Source organism: Faecalicatena faecalis, from assembly GCF_012524165.2.
Taxonomy (GTDB): domain Bacteria; phylum Bacillota; class Clostridia; order Lachnospirales; family Lachnospiraceae; genus Faecalicatena_A; species Faecalicatena_A faecalis.
The window spans coordinates 193,354-209,416 of sequence record NZ_JABACJ020000005.1 but is presented as its reverse complement, the minus strand read 5'-3'; the positions used below and the strand labels follow the sequence as shown (position 1 = coordinate 209,416).

Genomic DNA, 16,063 nt, shown 5'->3' with positions numbered 1-16,063 from the left:
GTCTATTCTTTCCTTATCGTCACATATTCTGTAATAATCTGCTTTACAATAGTCTCTTCATCCAGGCCGACCTCATGGCGCAGGACATCCACATTCCCGTGTTCTACATAATCATCCGGGATTCCGATATTAAGGACATCCACATCAAGACGTGCCCGGGACACATATTCTAACAGTTGTTCTCCATAGCCGCCTGTCAAAACATTCTCTTCCACCGTAACGAACAGGGAATGCTCTTTCGCCATCTGTTCTAAGAGCGCCTCATCCAGAGGCTTCACGAACCTGGCATTGATGAGACTGCAGCTATAACCGATCTCCTTGAGCCGGGTTCGCACTCTCTCAGCGATCGAAGCCATATGACCTACAAAAAAGAGGGCAATATCTTCCTCCTCATACAGGACCTCCCCTTTGCCATATACAAGCGGGGCACGGAACTCCTTAAGTCCCTCATATGCCTCTCCTCTCGGATACCGGAGTGCTACAGGACAGTTAAAATCAACGGCAAAACGAATCATATCTGCCATCTCCCAACGGTTCTTCGGTGACATCACGGTCATATTCGGAATCGTGGATAAGAAGGACAGATCGAACAGCCCCTGATGTGTCTCCCCATCACTGCCCACCAGTCCTGCGCGGTCTACCGCCAGTACGACCGGAAGCTTCTGGAGACAGATGTCATGGATAGCCTGGTCATAAGCCCGCTGTAAAAAGGAAGAGTATAACGCCACGACCGGCTTCATCCCTCCTGCCGCAAGTCCTGCCGCAAACGTAAGGGCATGCTCCTCCGCAATCCCCACGTCAAAGAAACGATCTGGAAAATGCTTCTTAAAGCGGTCAAGCCCCGTTCCGCCTGCCATTGCCGCCGTGATTGCCACGACCTTTTCGTCCTTTCTGCCGATGTCGCACAGCACCTTGGAAAAGACATCCGTATAGCTGTCCTTTGTGCTTTTTGACTTCGGCTCCCCGGTCTCGATCACAAATGGTCCTGTCCCATGAAAACGGGATGGATTCTTTTCCGCTGGCTCGTAGCCCTTTCCTTTCTTCGTCAGGACATGAACCAGAACTGCATGATCTACCCGTTTTGCCTCTTGGAAGGCCTTGTATAGTCTCTTCACATCGTGCCCATCCACCGGACCTAAATAAGTGATTCCCATATCCTCAAAAAACATTCCGGGTACGATCAACTGCTTAATTCCGCTCTTTGTCTTCTTCATCTGGTGGATGATTTTCTCTCCCTGCACCGGAATCTTAAGAAGGGTATCCTCCACACCTTTTTTCAATCCCACATAGGCATCCGCCGTGCGCAGGCCATTCAGATATTTGGACATGCCGCCTACATTTTCAGAGATGGACATGTTATTGTCGTTCAATACAATAATAAAATTACTCTTCAACCGTGATGCATTATTCAATGCTTCATAGGCCATCCCTCCGGTCATGGACCCATCCCCAATAATCGAAATGACATGATGATCCTGCCCCTGGATATCCCTGGCCGCGACATAGCCCAGCCCTGCGGAAATGGAGGTAGAGCTGTGACCGGTATCAAAGGCATCACAATCGCTTTCCTTACGCTTCGGGAAACCGCTCATTCCGCCATATTTTCGCAGATCGTCAAAGCCTGCCCTGCGTCCGGTCAGAATCTTATGGGTGTATGCCTGATGTCCCACATCCCAGATCATCTTATCCCCAGGCAGATCAAATGCAAGGTGCAAAGCCATCGTAAGCTCCACCACGCCCAGATTCGATGCCAGATGTCCCCCGGTCATACTGATCTTCTCGATCAGAAACTCCCGGATTTCCTCTGCCAGAAGCCCCAATTCCTCCGGCTCCAACTGTTTGATATCATTTTCCTTTTGGATTTTTTCTAATATCATAAGGAATTCCTCTTTCCTGATTTCTATTTATCCCGGTGGATCAGGGATTCTAACAACTCTGCCAGATACATATCCGGCGGATTCAGGCTCTCTAACTTTTGTATTGCTTCCATGGAAATCTGCTCCACAAGTGCCTTCGCCTCATCCAGACCTTTCCATGTCACATATGTTGTCTTCTCATTCTTTTCATCACTGTGAATTGGTTTGCCAAGAACCTCTGCAGTGCTAATGACATCCAGAATATCATCCTGAATCTGGAATGCCAGGCCGACCATCCCCGCGATCTCCTCTATTGTCTTCACCTGTGCCTCATCTGCTCCTGCAAGAACTGCACCAATCATCATAGAAGATTCAATCAAAGCCCCTGTCTTCAGCTTATAGATAAAATCTAATACCTCGCCGGAAACCGTAGTTTTCGTAGATTTCACATCCACGACCTGACCGCCGATCATCCCATAGATGCCAGCTTTTTTCGCCAGAATCTGCATCGCCTTTCCAATCTCAAGACTTGCCTGCGGCGCCATATCAAAGGCCTTTGCAGCAGTCTCGAAGGCATAATTCAAAAGGGCATCCCCTGCAAGGATTCCCATATCTTCCCCGTATACCACATGTGTCGTTTTCCTGCCCCTGCGGTAGTCATCATTATCCATCGCCGGCAGATCGTCGTGTACCAGAGAATAGGTGTGTATCATCTCGATTGCTGCCATGAACGGCTCGATCAAGGCAGATTCTCCGCCGAACAGTCGGTATGACTCCTTCATCAGCATCGGCCGCAGTCTTTTACCTCCTGCCATCAGGCTGTATTCCATCGCCTCCATGATGACCTTCTGATACCCTTCCTGTTCCGGCAGATATGCCCTCAAAATCTGCTCGATCTCCTCTACTTTTCTTTGGTATGTTTCTTTAAAATTCATGAACTTCACCATCCTCATCCAGCATCTGGACCTTCTTCTCTACTGTATCTATCGTTTCATTGCACTCCTTGAGCATCTCCATCCCCTTTTGATAGAGCTGAAAGGATTCCTCCAGTGAAATATCCTCGCCTTCCAGTCTGGACACCACCTCATCCAGGTTCTCAAAGAGTTCCTCCAGAGAAAGCTTCTTTTCTTCTGTTTCTTTCGCCTTGCCGGCCGTCTTACCTGCCATCCTCTGTCACCTCCGCAATCTCTTTCACTTCTGCACGGACATTACCATCCGTCATAAAAATCCTGATTTCATCCCCCGGCTTTGTCTGATGTACAGACTTCACATTTTCACCAGAAGGACCTTCTACATAAGAATATCCCTGATTCAGTTTGGTTAAAGGGGACAGCCCCTTCATCTGTTCTACATACAGAGCGAAACGATGTCTTCGCTGATTCAGACATTCCTCCATCCTAAGACGCAGTCTCTGCTCCAAATCTACGGCACGCTGCCGCTTCTCCAACAGCTTCTGTCTGGGATGCGTCAGCCTCAGCTTGAGTGCCGCCTGCTCGCTCCTTCGCCTCTCGGCTGTGATCCTCTGCATCATATTTCTGCGCATACGGGCCTCATATTCACGCATGGTCCCTGCAACTTTCAAATATTCATAGACTGCCAGCTCAGCCGCTGCTGAAGGTGTAGGGGCACGCAGATCCGCCACATAATCTGCAATCGTTGTATCTGTCTCATGCCCGACCGCGGAAATGACCGGTACACGACACTCAAAAATCGCTCTTGCCACGGACTCCTCGTTAAAAGCCCAGAGATCCTCAATGGAACCGCCGCCGCGGCCCACGATCATGACATCCACGCCTTTCTTCTCCAGAGCCTGGATTCCTCTGACAATGCTCGCCGCCGCACCTTCCCCCTGAACCAGGGCCGGATACAAAATCAACTGCACATAGGGGTTGCGCCTGGAAGCAATATTGATGATATCCCGGACCGCTGCTCCCGTGGGAGCCGTCACGATTCCCACCGTCTTTACATAAGACGGAATCGGCTGCTTGTACTCCTTCGCGAACATCCCCATCTCTTCTAACTCTTTCTTCAGGGCCTCAAACTTCTCATAAAGAAGCCCCGCACCGTCTAAGATGATCTCCCTGGCATAAAGCTGATATTTACCATCTCTTTCATACACATTGACAGAGCCCAGAACAACGACCTGCTGTCCTTCCTGCATACGAAAAGAAAGCCCTGATCGCGAGCCCGCGAACATCACGCAGGCAATCGTGCCGGACTCATCCTTGAGTGAAAAATATATATGCCCTGATGTATGGTATTTGCAGTTAGATACTTCACCCTTCACATAAATCCGGTTCAACATGAAGTCTTGAGTGAACATATTCTTAATATATGCATTGACCTGCTTTACCGTATAGACATTACGCATCCTGTACCCTCCCAAAAGCCGGATCATCCAATCTTGTCGGTATCCGGCTGCTGTCTGATTCCGTCTTCCAGTCTGATCTGGTCTGCCAAGCTCTTCTCAACTGTCAGTCTGACCTAGTCTGCCAGCTTTCCGAGCACTCCATTTACAAATGCTGGGCCTTCTTCTCCGCTGAATCTCTTCGCCAGCTCCACGGCCTCATTGATAGCGACTCCCGTCGGCACATCATCATCCCACTTCATCTCATAGACCGCCAGACGTAAGATCGTCAGATCCACCTTGCTCATTCTAGTAGTCTTCCACCCTGTCGTCTTCTCATTCAGGATGGCGTCAATCTCCTCGACTTTCTTGGCTGCTGCTTCAAACTTGTTCTTTATGTATTCTTTATCTTCATCTGTAGCACTCTCTAAATTCTCAAAATAAAGCATCAAGTGCTCCGGCATATCACTCATATCATTGAATTCAATCTGGAACAGTATCTTAAAAATGTGCTCCCGAAGTTCTCTTCTTACCATAGTGGCTCCTTTCATTAATGTCTCCTAAAAACGGGGGACATGTTACAACTCCGATTATTATACTACAGATTCCCACCTCTTTGCAACTATTCTTGGAAAACATACTTTCGGAAAAAAGGAGGGGCCGTCTGCCAGAAGGAGGGGAGGGCGGGGAGTGGACATGCATACCGGGGCGCGGCTTTCCATTCGCTAAACAGGACTAAATAAAATTCAGCCAGATCAACGGAAAGCCAAGTGATTCGCTCCGTTTGCTGATGCAAACGCAGCTCAACACTTGTTGGAATTTGTTTTGGAAAACAAATTCCATTCCGCTGATCTGGCTGAATTTTATAAAGTCCTGCTAAGCTTATTCTACGCCTGCGCCCCGGTATGCATGTCCACTCCCCGCCCTCCCCTCCTTCTGGCAGACTACGCTCATCCTGATTGGAAAGAAAGTTATCCTCGGGGGAATAGCGCGTAAAAATCACGGTTTTTAGAATCATTCAAGATCCTGAGGACACACAACTATAACGTCCACAAGGACACAAATGTAAGCATGCATTTACCGGTAAGTCAGCTCCCAAGGAAGTAAATTTTGCAGGACCAATTGGATGAACCTAGCTTGAGGTAAGACCAGTCGGAGCTCTGCGATGCAGTCCAATGCCGATGCGAAGTGCTTATAGTGCGCTTACGGATTCTTAGGACAGAAAAGCGGAAAATGGAGGGAGAAATGTGATTCCGAATCACATTTCTAGCTGACCCAGAGCGGGAAAATATCGATTTTCCCGTGATGTGTCAGCTGTACCTTCATTTTCCGCTTTTCTGTTCTTAGAATCCGTTTGCAAACGGCCTGCACTTTGCATCGGCATTGGACTGCACCACAGAGCTCCGGCTGATCTTACCTCAAGCGACCTCCATCATACATCCAAACTTTTCTTCCTACTCCTGACTCTCCATTTCGACACCGGCTACTTTGATGTTGACATCAGCAACTTCGAGTCCTGTCATATTCTCAATCGCGTTCTTTACTTTTTCCTGTACCTTAGATGAGATTTCCATGATACTATAGTTATATTTCAAATTTAATGCCAGGGATACGGTCACGACACCCTCAAGCACGTCCACTTTTACTCCCTTGGAAAGGTTCTTCATACCAAGCTTGCTGATCAGTTCGTTGGTGATGTTCCCTGCCATAGATGCAACGCCTTCCACCTCGGTAGCTGCAAGTGCTGCTATGATTGCAACGACCTCGTCTGCAATCTTGACTTCTCCCATACTGGAGTCGTTCTGTATTGAATAAGTATTTCTTTCATCCTTTGCCATTTGTAAAAACCTCCCGTCGGTTTAATTCTTTTTGTTTTGATTCTTTTTACATTATAACAAATATCCCTATGTTTGCAAAGGGAAATATCAGGAACGACCGAATTCGGAAAGGATCAGATCTTTATTGCGGTCCATTGTCATACGGATGCTCCACTCATGCACGAACAGCAGCAGCGGACGATCTTTCAAGTCTTTGATCTTCTTCATATCAGAGGTTCCGACCAGTTTGTCCATGTTGATCTCCTCATTTTCAATCCAGCGGATGTGCTCGTAAGGCAGGTTCTCCAGTCGGATTTCTACATTGTACTCATTCTTTAGACGGTACTTGAGCACATCGAACTGCAGTACACCCACGACTCCCACGATAATCTCTTCCATCCCAGTGTTGTACTCCTGGAAAATCTGAATCGCACCTTCCTGAGCGATCTGATTGATTCCCTTGACGAACTGCTTCCGCTTCATGGTATCCACCTGACGCACTCGGGCAAAATGCTCGGGTGCAAAGGTTGGAATCCCTTCATAGGCAAACTTTTCTTTCGAGGTCGTCAATGTATCTCCAATGGAAAAGATGCCCGGATCAAAGATTCCAATGATATCCCCGCCGTATGCCTGCTCCACCATCTTCCTTTCGCTCGCCATCATCTGCTGTGGCTGTGACAGACGCACATCCTTGCCGCCCTGCACATGGTAGACAGACATCCCAGCTTCAAACTTACCGGAGCAGATTCTCATGAATGCGATTCTGTCTCTGTGGGCCTTGTTCATGTTTGCCTGTATCTTAAAGACGAACGCGGAAAAATCCGGCTCTGTCATCGGGTCAATCTCGCCGTGATCTGACATCCTTGGAAGCGGAGAGCTTGTCATTTTGAGGAAATGCTGCAAAAAGGTCTCCACACCAAAGTTCGTCAATGCAGAACCGAAAAACACAGGTGACAGCTCTCCTCTGTTGACCATCTCCTGGTCAAATTCTGCGGACGCTCCATCCAGCAGTTCGATTTCATCTTCTAATGCGATCTTAGCCTCGGTCCCCAAAATCCAATCTAATTCTGGATTGTTGGAATCAATCTTACGTACTTCTCCGGTCGTCGTCCCCTTATTCGTATCAGAGAACAGCTCCACCTCTTTTTGTGCCCTGTCATAGACACCCTTAAAGGCTTTTCCAGAACCGATCGGCCAGTTGATCGGGCAGGTCGCAATTCCTAACTCCTTCTCGATTTCATCCAAAAGCTCGAAGGTATCCCTTGCCTCTCGATCCATTTTATTGATAAATGTAAAAATCGGGATATGGCGCATCACGCAGACCTTGAACAGCTTCCTTGTCTGTGCCTCCACGCCCTTTGAAGCATCGATCACCATGACCGCGGAATCCGCAGCCATGAGGGTACGGTACGTATCCTCCGAGAAATCCTGATGTCCCGGTGTATCCAGGATATTAATACAATATCCTCCATAATTAAACTGTAAGACAGAAGAGGTCACAGAAATACCTCTCTCCTTTTCAATCTCCATCCAGTCTGAAACCGCATGTTTTGCAGTTGCCTTTCCTTTTACAGAGCCCGCCTGGTTGATGGCGCCTCCGTAAAGCAGGAACTTCTCCGTCAGTGTCGTCTTTCCCGCATCAGGGTGGGATATAATCGCAAACGTTCTTCTTTTCTTTATTTCATTCGTAATCTCTGACATATCTTTCCTAATCTCCTCTAAATTATTTTCAGATTCGGTTTTTATCTTCTTTCACCTTAAGACTGAAAATACATCCTGTTGGCTTAGGCCTGGTCCGCTCTCGCTTCTATTATAAGTATATCCAACTAAGCACATTGAATAATTTTAACATAAGTAAGGTTCTGCCGCAATTGTTTACTGGAAATATTCTGCCCAATTTCCAGATTTTTTACACTGTTCTCTATTATTTATGTCCATAAATTGTGCAGAATATTTCCAGATACTTTGCAGGCACCTTACTCGCTTGCTGCATGAATCGGTGTGATCACAATATTTTCCGGGGAGATATTTGATTTTCTTGTAACAATATCCTCAATCTGGGCGCGGTTTGCATCGGTCAGCTCCGCACTGTCCACAACGATATCTGCGGAATCTTCCGTCAAGCTCACTACAGAATCTGAAAATCCTTTGGATGCCATTAACGTTTCAATTGCCACTTCCTGCTCAGAAAGTTCTGTCATCTTTACCATCTGTGCAACTGCATCTGTTTTTTCGTCTTCACTGATGTTCGTGTTATCAATAATTGCCTGAAGAGTCTCTTTGTTCTGTGCGCGGACCTGTTCCCTGGCTACCTTTGCCTGAGCCACTGTGGTGTCAGCACCGCTGTTTGTCAGTACCGCCTCGCCTGGGGTGCCGTCTACATCGGAATCATTGCTGGCAATATCCCCTGTACCTGTTTCTATATCTTCCTCCGAAATGTCGAGCAGCTCCTTGTTCGCCAGCTCCGCATTTGCCTCTGTCGTACCCTTGTCTGATTCTCCGAACAGCCGCCCTGAATAATTCAGGTATCCGGCAATGGCAATCATAACTGCCAAAGTAGTAATGATGATCTGATTCTTCTTAAATAAACGCTTCACTTGGAATCCTCCTTTTTATGTATCAGTCCTTTTCATTATTTTAATTTTATGCGCCTCTACGCCGAATAATGCCTGGATTGCTTCTGTAATATTCTGTACCACCACCGCATTATCTCCGCCGTCTGCAATCACGACTACTCCTGCGATCTCCGGTGTCAGTTCTTTGCTCACATAGGGTGACTGTGAGCCGTCCGATCCCTGTTCGTAAATACTGGTCTTATCTGTTGTATTGTCCTGTACACTTCTGGTTCCACCCGAGCTGTCCTCCTCGTCTGTCTTCTGGCTTGTATTCTGCTGGTCCTTCTCTATGATTTTCTGCCCAGAGGACTTTAATGTAATCATGACCTCCGCTTTTCCCACCCCCTCCACATATTCTAATGTCCGTGCAACACGGTTCTCCAGATATTCCTCATATTCCTCGCTCGAATCTGGATAATTACCGTCCATGGTTTTGGACGATGTCCTTGATCCATCTCTTTCTTCCTCTGTTTTCTTTTTTCCGGGAGTCGGAATAGCGATGACAACAAGCAGGATTCCAATCAGCAGAAGAATCAGCAATTGATTTTTCTTCGGAAGTACCGCCTTTTCTTTCATCTTATTGAAGATGTCTTTCCATTTATTGTCCAAAGCGTATTTCCTCCACTTCTACTTTATTCTGGACTGCATCCTTCTCCCCACTCTTCTCTGCCTGATACTCTTCTGGCAGAAAATCCAGGAAATCCACATCTTTTAGATAATTTTCTGATCTTTCGATTTCTGCTTTCTCCATTTCATATTCCCTGCTGTGGTACAGCTCGTAAAATTTTGCCTCCGTTCCCGCTAACTTCAGGATAGGCGTCAACATCAAAAGTATCATGACCAGCCCGGAAAAGAACTGGATATATTTTTTATAGCTTTTTCCAGGAAGGATCTGAACTACGGCTGTAATAATGACCAGATAAAATGCAAGATTCTGAATCCATTCAAATAGAAAGTCAAACATTTCCTTTTCCCTCCTGTGATATGGCAGATGTAATTGTGCAGTAGATGCCGTTATGTGGTAGATGCCGTTACGACAGCGATTGTAAGCAGGAACAGTACTCCGGTGGAAAATACGACCTTGACCAAAAGCTCATACCCTTCACTCACGCTGCTTATGCATCCGGTAATCCGCTTATCCGATACCGGCTGTACCAGGGCTGCCGCCAGTTTATACAACAGAGTCATGACTGCCATCTGCAGGATAGGGACCGCACAGATGGCGATCATCACCGCCGCCCCTGCCATCCCGATTCCATTTTTAATCAGGACGGCCGTCCCCAGGACCACATCCGTCACGCCTCCGATTGCATTTCCAATTCCCGGAATGGCCTCTGCCGTCTTGGTAATGGCACTTCGTTTGAGTGCATCGATTGCCGGAGCGAGCATTCCCTGGATTACATTGATTCCAATCACGCAGGTCACAAGTGTCTTTAGAATCCAGGAGATTATTTTTTTCAGGAGTTCAGCAAATTGAGACAAATACTCCTCCCCTGCCAGGTAGTTCATCACCTGTACCATAATATAGATATTCACGATAGGAAGCAGGAATCTTAAGATCAGCGTCTCTGCTATATAAATAAGAAAGAGTACGATGTTGTAAAAAATCAGAGAGCTGCTGCTTCCTGACGCAATCGCCACGGCCAGAAAGTAGCTGGGACACAGCACCCGCATGAAATCTAAAAGCAGCTCCAGATGTCCTTCTATCCCGGTCATTGCGATTCTGAATGCATTCAGGCACATGGTGATCAACAGCATATATAGGACATAAAAGCTGATTTCTGAGACTTGTTTGTTCTGGAATGCATTCGAAAAATTCGTGAAGACCGCCGCAATGATAGCAATCAACAGCATATATGCCAGATTCTGCTTATTATAACGGAACTCATAGCTCACCTGGTCTGACACGAACTGCATGACCAGCTCCTTTGCATTTTTCCCTTCCCCGCTGATCAAAGATGTCACCAGCTCCTGAAAGCCCATCTTATCGCCCGGAAAAATCTTTTTCAGACTTTCATCAATTTCTGTAAAATCAAACTCGGAAAAGATCTTCTCTTTCGTCTCCTCTTCCAGTGCATCGTAGTCGTATTCTTCCTCCTCTTGCGCCAAACCCTCGTCTTTAGCATATACAACAGACATTCGGGAACCACCGGGATTACATCCACTTAAGATGAGGCCAAAAACCGGAATCATCACCAATAAAAAGGAAAAGGGCCGTCCAGAGAGCCATTTCTTTTTCTGATCCTTTACCTGATTCCTTTTTCGATTCCACTTCATGCCAAAAACTCCCGGATTGTCTCAAGCAGTGCAAGCAGTACCGGAAGCCCCAGGGCAAGAATTGTGAGTTTACTGAAAATCTCGATTTGGACCGCGATTGTCTGATATCCCGCATCTTTACAGACACTGGAAGAAAACTCAGCAATATATGTGATTCCGATCATTTTCAGCATGGCTGCCAGATAGCTTGTATCGATCTTAATATACTGGCTGACCTGGGAGACCGTCCTCACAAAAAGTTCCAGCTTGTCTACAATACAGGCGAAGATCAGAATACTGATCGCCACACTCATATAGATTCCATATTCTGATTTCCCGCCCTTGAATTGGATCGATAACAGCGCCCCGATCACGCCGATCACACCAATCTGGATCATGTTCATAAAAACGCTCCCCCCTCTGCCCTAGACAGACTTTTTTTGATACTCTACTTTTACAGGGAAAATAATTGTTTGATAGATGAAAACAAATCGTAAATATAAGGCAGTACCCAAGAAAGTACCAGAATCAGCCCTGCAAAGCTTGTCAAAAATGCCTGTTCATCTCTCCCGCTGTGTTTTAGTACCTGGCTCAGAATCGAGACCAAGATCCCGACTGCCGCAATTTTAAATATCAGATTAATGGTCATGGATTCCTCCTGCATATGTATTGATTCTGCGGTTTGCTCTTCTTACAGCAATATGACAACTAGAAAAACCCCTCCCATCACGCCAAGACAGTTGCTGATTCTTTTCTTTGCCGCCATCCCTTCCCTTACCTTTTCAATCTCCAGCTCGAGCCGGTTCAAGTATAGCTGCATCGTTCTTCCCAATGTATCTCCATCCAGTTGTCCCAGAAATGTCCCCAGCTCCTTTAGCTGGATAGAATGCGCACTTTTCAGATGAAGTTCTTTTAAGTACCGGTCAATGGAGCGGTTCCATATCCTGGCAAATTCTGCTTCCTCCCTGTCTTCTATCTGTTTCTCCATGGCCCGAAGCCAGCTTCGAAAGGGCTCTTTGACTCGGACGGCAACACGGGCGAAGATTTCTCCCAATGGTGCGTTGGCATACTCGATCTCGCCCTTGAGCATGTACACAATATGCCGGATGTACAGTAGTTTTTCCAAATACCGCTGCAGCTCGGTACCATATGCGACTCCTGCCCCTGTTGTGGCACCGATGATAAGCAGACTCCCTATAAATCTCTGCATAGAAGGCTCCCCCGTTCGTCGTAGATTGCCTTCACCTCTCCAGGCCGTTTTTCATTTCCCAGTAAAATATAACGTTCAAATCTGCGTTCCTTTATCAGCCTGCCAAGCACAGGTTTCTCGTGCGCCTCATCCATGGTAAGCCCATGTACGCTCGCGATCATCTTGCAGCCGCACTGCATAGCATACTCGATGGCATGGATGTCTTCCGTAGATCCGATCTCATCGACCGCGATCACCTGTGGGGCCATAGACCGAATCAGCATGATCATCCCTTCCGCCTTTGGACAGCAGTCCAGCACATCGGTACGCATTCCCAACTCATTCTGGGCTACCCCCAGGTAACAGCCTCCGATTTCCGACCGTTCGTCCACGACCCCCACCGTACATCCCTTCACATATGTATTTCCATCCGAGATTTGCCGGATCAGGTCTCGAATCAACGTTGTTTTCCCGCAGCGCGGCGGTGAAATCACCAAGGTGTGGCACACCTGCCGGTTCTTCGTGATAAACGGAAGAAGCCGGTCTGCACATCCTAAGACCTCATGGGACATCCTGATATTCACAGAAGAAATGTACTGTAAGTTCTTCACATGATTATTCTCTAAAATTGCTTTTCCCATTACACCCACACGGTGTCCTCCTTCAATCGTAATAAATCCCTGCTTCATCTCATGTTCGTATGCATAGAGAGAATAATGGCTGGTGTACTCCAGTGTCTCCCTGATTTCCTCCTTTGTGACCACATGTCCTTCTTTCTGCCCGCCCGGCAGTATCCGCTCCTCATTATCATAGACCACCATCAGAGGTTTCCCAATCCGAAGCCGGATTTCCTGTACCTTCTCAAAATCCAGATCTTCATCCTCTATCACGGAACGGATGGGACGAGCAAGCACCTGAAGGATCTGCCGTTTTCTGTTTAACTCATTCATCTTGTCCACCTCTTTAAACAATATATGAGAGGAATCTAAAATTATGAATAGAATTTTGGGGGAAATGAATGGGGGGGCAAAGAAACATCCGCTGCAAAGGGGGCATGTCCGGGTGCAGGGCTGTATGCGAAGATAAAGGGGACTAAAGTGAAAAAGCAGAAAAAGGGGGACGACCTGAACACTGAGCCCAAAATCTGATGATTTTGATCTCAGGGTCCAGGAAAAATCGTGATTTGTGATCACGATTTTTGTCCCTCTTTTTCTGCTTTTTCGCTTAAGTCCCCCTAATCTTTGCAAGATGCCCCGCACCCGGACATGCCCCCTTTGCAGCTAGGTGCTTCCAAGCGGAAGGATTCCTTTCTCCGGTGGGAATTCTTACCGGAACAAGTCGGCGCGCTTACGGCCGGAGGCGTATGCGGCACATTAGGTATCTTTTGTTTTCCTGAAGGAAAACGTAAGATACCTTATACCACCGTAGCGGAATTCTAAGGTGCTTCCTTCTTCTGTCCGCCCCGCTGTCCCCTTTGATGTGCCTAGCGAACGGGAATAGCAGCCGGGGCTTTTCAGGATGGCAGGTGCTGGGTGGGATGCGTAGAGTGCGTTTAGGAATTCTTGGAATAGAAAAGCCGGAAATCTGGGAGAAAATGTGATTCCAAATCACATTTTCGGCTGACCCAGAGCGGGAAAATATCAATTTTCCCGTGATGTGTCAGCTGTGCCCAGATTTCCGGCTTTTATATTCCATAGTATTCCTTAACAAACGGTCAGCATTCCAACCAGTACCTGCCATCCTGAAAAGCCCCGGCTGTTATCCCCGCGAGCGACCCCTACTCTGCTACGTCGCGCATGCTGAAGCTAAAGCGTCCCATCTTATCTTTTCCAAGGCAGACTACTTTTACGACATCGCCCAGTTTGAGTACGTCTTCTACTTTGTTGATTCTCTGCTTGGAGATCTTGGAAATGTGTACCATTCCTTCTTTTCCTGGCGCAAATTCCAGGAATGCTCCAAATTCTTTGATGCTGATTACTTTTCCTTCGAAGATCTGTCCTGCTTCGAAGTCTGTTGTAATCGTTGCAATGATCTTTGCTGCCTGATCCATGCTCTCTTTGTCTGTTCCGCAGATGGATACAGAACCGTCATCTGTGATGTCAATCTTGACACCTGTCTGCTCGATGATGGCATTGATCGTCTTACCGCGCTGTCCGACTACATCGCCGATCTTCTGTGGGTCGATCTGCATCTGCATGATCTTCGGTGCAAACTGTCCTACTTCTGTTCTTGGCTCTGCGATCGTCTTATTCATCACTTCATCCAGGATGAAGGTTCTTGCTTTCTTTGTTGCAGCAATTGCTTCTTCAATAATCGGTCTTGTCAGTCCGTGGATCTTGATATCCATCTGGATTGCTGTAATACCCTTGTGTGTACCGGCAACCTTGAAGTCCATGTCTCCAAAGAAGTCTTCCAGCCCCTGAATATCGGTCAGTACAAGGTAATCATCATCTGTATCACCGGTTACCAGGCCTGCGGAGATACCTGCTACTGCTGCTTTGATCGGCACGCCTGCAGCCATCAGTGACATACTGGATGCACAGATACTTGCCTGTGATGTGGAACCGTTGGACTCAAATGTCTCAGATACGGTACGGATTGCATATGGGAACTCGGCTTCACTTGGAAGTACCGGGATCAATGCTCTCTCAGCCAGCGCACCATGACCGATTTCACGGCGTCCAGGTCCTCTGGATGGTTTTGTCTCACCTACAGAGTAGGACGGGAAGTTATAGTGGTGCATATATCTCTTAGAAGTCTCCGCTTCATCGAGGCCATCAATTCTCTGTGCGTCAGATAATGGTGCCAAAGTTGTAATGGTACAGATCTGTGTCTGTCCACGTGTGAACATTGCAGAACCGTGTACTCTCGGGATCAGGTCGGTCTCTGCAGCCAGAGGACGAATCTGATCGATTGCACGTCCATCTGGACGTTTCTGATCTTTTAAGATCATCTTTCTGACGGTCTTCTTCTGATACTGATAAACAGCCTCGCCAAGTACAGCAAGCCATTCTTCATTTTCAGCAAAAGCTTCTTCTAATTTAGCAGTGATGACACGGATATTCTCTTCTCTTGTCTGCTTGTCATCTGTAAAGACCGCCTCTTCCATCTCTGCCGGAGGTACGATCTCTTTGATTGCAGCGAATAACTCTTCCGGTACAGCGCAGCTCTCATATGTGTGCTTCGGCTTTCCACATTCTGCAACGATGGTCTCAACAAAAGCGATTACCTTCTGGTTCAGTTCATGTGCAGCAAAAATCGCCTCGATCATCTGTGCTTCCGGCACTTCGTTAGCGCCTGCTTCGATCATGATGACTTTCTCCTTGGTAGAAGCAACTGTCAGCGCAAGGTCAGATACTTCCTTCTGCGCTGCTGTCGGGTTGAATACAAATTCTCCGTCAACCAGACCTACCTGTGTGGTAGAAATCGGTCCGTCAAACGGGATATCAGAAATACTCGTTGCAATCGCTGCACCAAGCATCGCTGTCAGTTCCGGGCTGCAGTCCTGATCTACAGACATTACCAGATTCTCTAATGTCACATCATTCCTGTAATCCTTCGGGAACAGAGGTCTCATCGGTCTGTCAATCACACGGCATGTCAGAACCGCATTCTCAGATGCCTTTCCCTCTCTCTTATTGAATCCTCCCGGAATCTTACCTACAGAATATAATCTCTCATTATACTCTACGCTCAGAGGGAAGAAGTCGATCCCCTCTCTCGGTTTCTCAGATGCTGTTGCTGTACAAAGCACAGTTGTGTCTCCGTAGTGCATCAATACGGCACCATTTGCCTGCTTAGCTACTCTGCCGACGTCTACTCGCAGAGTTCTGCCTGCAAGTTCCATTTCAAACTTTTTAAACATATCGTTCTCCTTTTATATATAAAATACATACTTCGCGGCAGGAGACTCCGAAACTACTGAAAAACACATTAGAACACTAATATCCTTTTCAGTGGTCTCGGGTACTTGTAACCTGTCC

At 47.2% G+C, this 16,063-nt stretch carries 16 protein-coding genes; all 16 read right to left on the bottom strand.

The genetic code is table 11. The features are described from left to right. Window positions 1-2 precede the first annotated feature (2 nt). A complete protein-coding gene (gene dxs / locus HGO97_RS08025) occupies window positions 3-1,877 on the bottom strand; it encodes a 1-deoxy-D-xylulose-5-phosphate synthase (protein ID WP_216240785.1) in 1,875 nt (624 codons plus the stop codon). A 23-nt stretch (window positions 1,878-1,900) separates the two neighbouring features. Beyond that, the gene (locus HGO97_RS08020; protein ID WP_216240784.1) at window positions 1,901-2,791 is read right to left on the bottom strand and encodes a polyprenyl synthetase family protein; all 891 of its coding nucleotides are present in this window, start codon (window positions 2,789-2,791) and stop codon (window positions 1,901-1,903) included. Then, window positions 2,781-3,023: an exodeoxyribonuclease VII small subunit gene (xseB, locus tag HGO97_RS08015; protein WP_216240783.1), complete on the bottom strand. Its 243-nt coding sequence runs from the start codon at window positions 3,021-3,023 to the stop codon at window positions 2,781-2,783. The genes HGO97_RS08020 and xseB overlap by 11 nt, the downstream gene beginning before the upstream one ends. Further along, entirely contained in the window at window positions 3,013-4,227 is a 1,215-nt protein-coding gene (xseA, locus tag HGO97_RS08010; protein WP_216240782.1) for an exodeoxyribonuclease VII large subunit, read from the bottom strand. The genes xseB and xseA overlap by 11 nt, the downstream gene beginning before the upstream one ends. 113 nt (window positions 4,228-4,340) lie before the next feature. Next, window positions 4,341-4,739, bottom strand: coding sequence for a transcription antitermination factor NusB (nusB, locus tag HGO97_RS08005; protein WP_216240814.1), 399 nt, complete (start codon window positions 4,737-4,739; stop codon window positions 4,341-4,343). Window positions 4,740-5,657: 918 nt separating this feature from the next. Beyond that, entirely contained in the window at window positions 5,658-6,041 is a 384-nt protein-coding gene (locus HGO97_RS08000) for an Asp23/Gls24 family envelope stress response protein (RefSeq protein WP_216240781.1), read from the bottom strand. Between the two features lie 87 nt (window positions 6,042-6,128). Beyond that, window positions 6,129-7,721, bottom strand: coding sequence for a peptide chain release factor 3 (locus HGO97_RS07995; protein WP_216240780.1), 1,593 nt, complete (start codon window positions 7,719-7,721; stop codon window positions 6,129-6,131). Window positions 7,722-7,996: 275 nt separating this feature from the next. After that, window positions 7,997-8,617, bottom strand: coding sequence for a SpoIIIAH-like family protein (locus tag HGO97_RS07990; protein WP_216240779.1), 621 nt, complete (start codon window positions 8,615-8,617; stop codon window positions 7,997-7,999). 15 nt (window positions 8,618-8,632) lie between these two features. Then, window positions 8,633-9,244, bottom strand: a complete 612-nt coding sequence (locus HGO97_RS07985; RefSeq protein ID WP_246597353.1) for a stage III sporulation protein AG — start codon at window positions 9,242-9,244, stop codon at window positions 8,633-8,635. Continuing rightward, window positions 9,234-9,599, bottom strand: coding sequence for a stage III sporulation protein AF (locus tag HGO97_RS07980; RefSeq protein ID WP_216240778.1), 366 nt, complete (start codon window positions 9,597-9,599; stop codon window positions 9,234-9,236). Before HGO97_RS07980 ends, HGO97_RS07985 begins: the two co-directional genes overlap by 11 nt. Window positions 9,600-9,649: 50 nt before the next feature. Beyond that, window positions 9,650-10,912 carry a stage III sporulation protein AE gene (locus tag HGO97_RS07975; protein ID WP_246597352.1) on the bottom strand — a complete coding sequence of 421 codons (1,263 nt, stop codon included), beginning with the start codon at window positions 10,910-10,912 and terminating at the stop codon, window positions 9,650-9,652. Then, window positions 10,909-11,295: a SpoIIIAC/SpoIIIAD family protein gene (locus HGO97_RS07970; RefSeq protein ID WP_216240777.1), complete on the bottom strand. Its 387-nt coding sequence runs from the start codon at window positions 11,293-11,295 to the stop codon at window positions 10,909-10,911. The genes HGO97_RS07975 and HGO97_RS07970 overlap by 4 nt, the downstream gene beginning before the upstream one ends. Window positions 11,296-11,345: 50 nt before the next feature. Further along, complete coding sequence (gene spoIIIAC / locus HGO97_RS07965; protein WP_216240776.1) at window positions 11,346-11,540, bottom strand: stage III sporulation protein AC; 195 nt, start codon at window positions 11,538-11,540, stop codon at window positions 11,346-11,348. Between the two features lie 42 nt (window positions 11,541-11,582). After that, window positions 11,583-12,101: a stage III sporulation protein AB gene (locus HGO97_RS07960; RefSeq protein WP_216240775.1), complete on the bottom strand. Its 519-nt coding sequence runs from the start codon at window positions 12,099-12,101 to the stop codon at window positions 11,583-11,585. Continuing rightward, complete coding sequence (gene spoIIIAA / locus HGO97_RS07955; protein ID WP_216240774.1) at window positions 12,086-13,030, bottom strand: stage III sporulation protein AA; 945 nt, start codon at window positions 13,028-13,030, stop codon at window positions 12,086-12,088. The genes HGO97_RS07960 and spoIIIAA overlap by 16 nt, the downstream gene beginning before the upstream one ends. 827 nt (window positions 13,031-13,857) lie before the next feature. Further along, complete coding sequence (locus HGO97_RS07950; protein WP_216240773.1) at window positions 13,858-15,945, bottom strand: polyribonucleotide nucleotidyltransferase; 2,088 nt, start codon at window positions 15,943-15,945, stop codon at window positions 13,858-13,860. Between the last annotated feature and the right edge of the window lie 118 nt (window positions 15,946-16,063).

Excerpts from the sequence above, each read along its gene's own strand:
- xseB (WP_216240783.1), bottom strand. The coding sequence starts at position 3,023 with ATGGCAGGTAAGACGGCCGGCAAGGCGAAAGAAACAGAAGAAAAGAAG.
- HGO97_RS08000 (WP_216240781.1), bottom strand. The coding sequence starts at position 6,041 with ATGGCAAAGGATGAAAGAAATACTTATTCAATACAGAACGACTCCAGT.
- HGO97_RS07960 (WP_216240775.1), bottom strand. The coding sequence starts at position 12,101 with ATGCAGAGATTTATAGGGAGTCTGCTTATCATCGGTGCCACAACAGGG.
- HGO97_RS07980 (WP_216240778.1), bottom strand. The coding sequence starts at position 9,599 with ATGTTTGACTTTCTATTTGAATGGATTCAGAATCTTGCATTTTATCTG.
- spoIIIAC (WP_216240776.1), bottom strand. The coding sequence starts at position 11,540 with ATGACCATTAATCTGATATTTAAAATTGCGGCAGTCGGGATCTTGGTC.
- dxs (WP_216240785.1), bottom strand. The coding sequence starts at position 1,877 with ATGATATTAGAAAAAATCCAAAAGGAAAATGATATCAAACAGTTGGAG.
- HGO97_RS07950 (WP_216240773.1), bottom strand. The coding sequence starts at position 15,945 with ATGTTTAAAAAGTTTGAAATGGAACTTGCAGGCAGAACTCTGCGAGTA.
- nusB (WP_216240814.1), bottom strand. The coding sequence starts at position 4,739 with ATGGTAAGAAGAGAACTTCGGGAGCACATTTTTAAGATACTGTTCCAG.
- HGO97_RS07975 (WP_246597352.1), bottom strand. The coding sequence starts at position 10,912 with ATGAAGTGGAATCGAAAAAGGAATCAGGTAAAGGATCAGAAAAAGAAA.
- HGO97_RS08020 (WP_216240784.1), bottom strand. The coding sequence starts at position 2,791 with ATGAATTTTAAAGAAACATACCAAAGAAAAGTAGAGGAGATCGAGCAG.
- spoIIIAA (WP_216240774.1), bottom strand. The coding sequence starts at position 13,030 with ATGAATGAGTTAAACAGAAAACGGCAGATCCTTCAGGTGCTTGCTCGT.
- HGO97_RS07970 (WP_216240777.1), bottom strand. The coding sequence starts at position 11,295 with ATGAACATGATCCAGATTGGTGTGATCGGCGTGATCGGGGCGCTGTTA.
- HGO97_RS07995 (WP_216240780.1), bottom strand. The coding sequence starts at position 7,721 with ATGTCAGAGATTACGAATGAAATAAAGAAAAGAAGAACGTTTGCGATT.
- xseA (WP_216240782.1), bottom strand. The coding sequence starts at position 4,227 with ATGCGTAATGTCTATACGGTAAAGCAGGTCAATGCATATATTAAGAAT.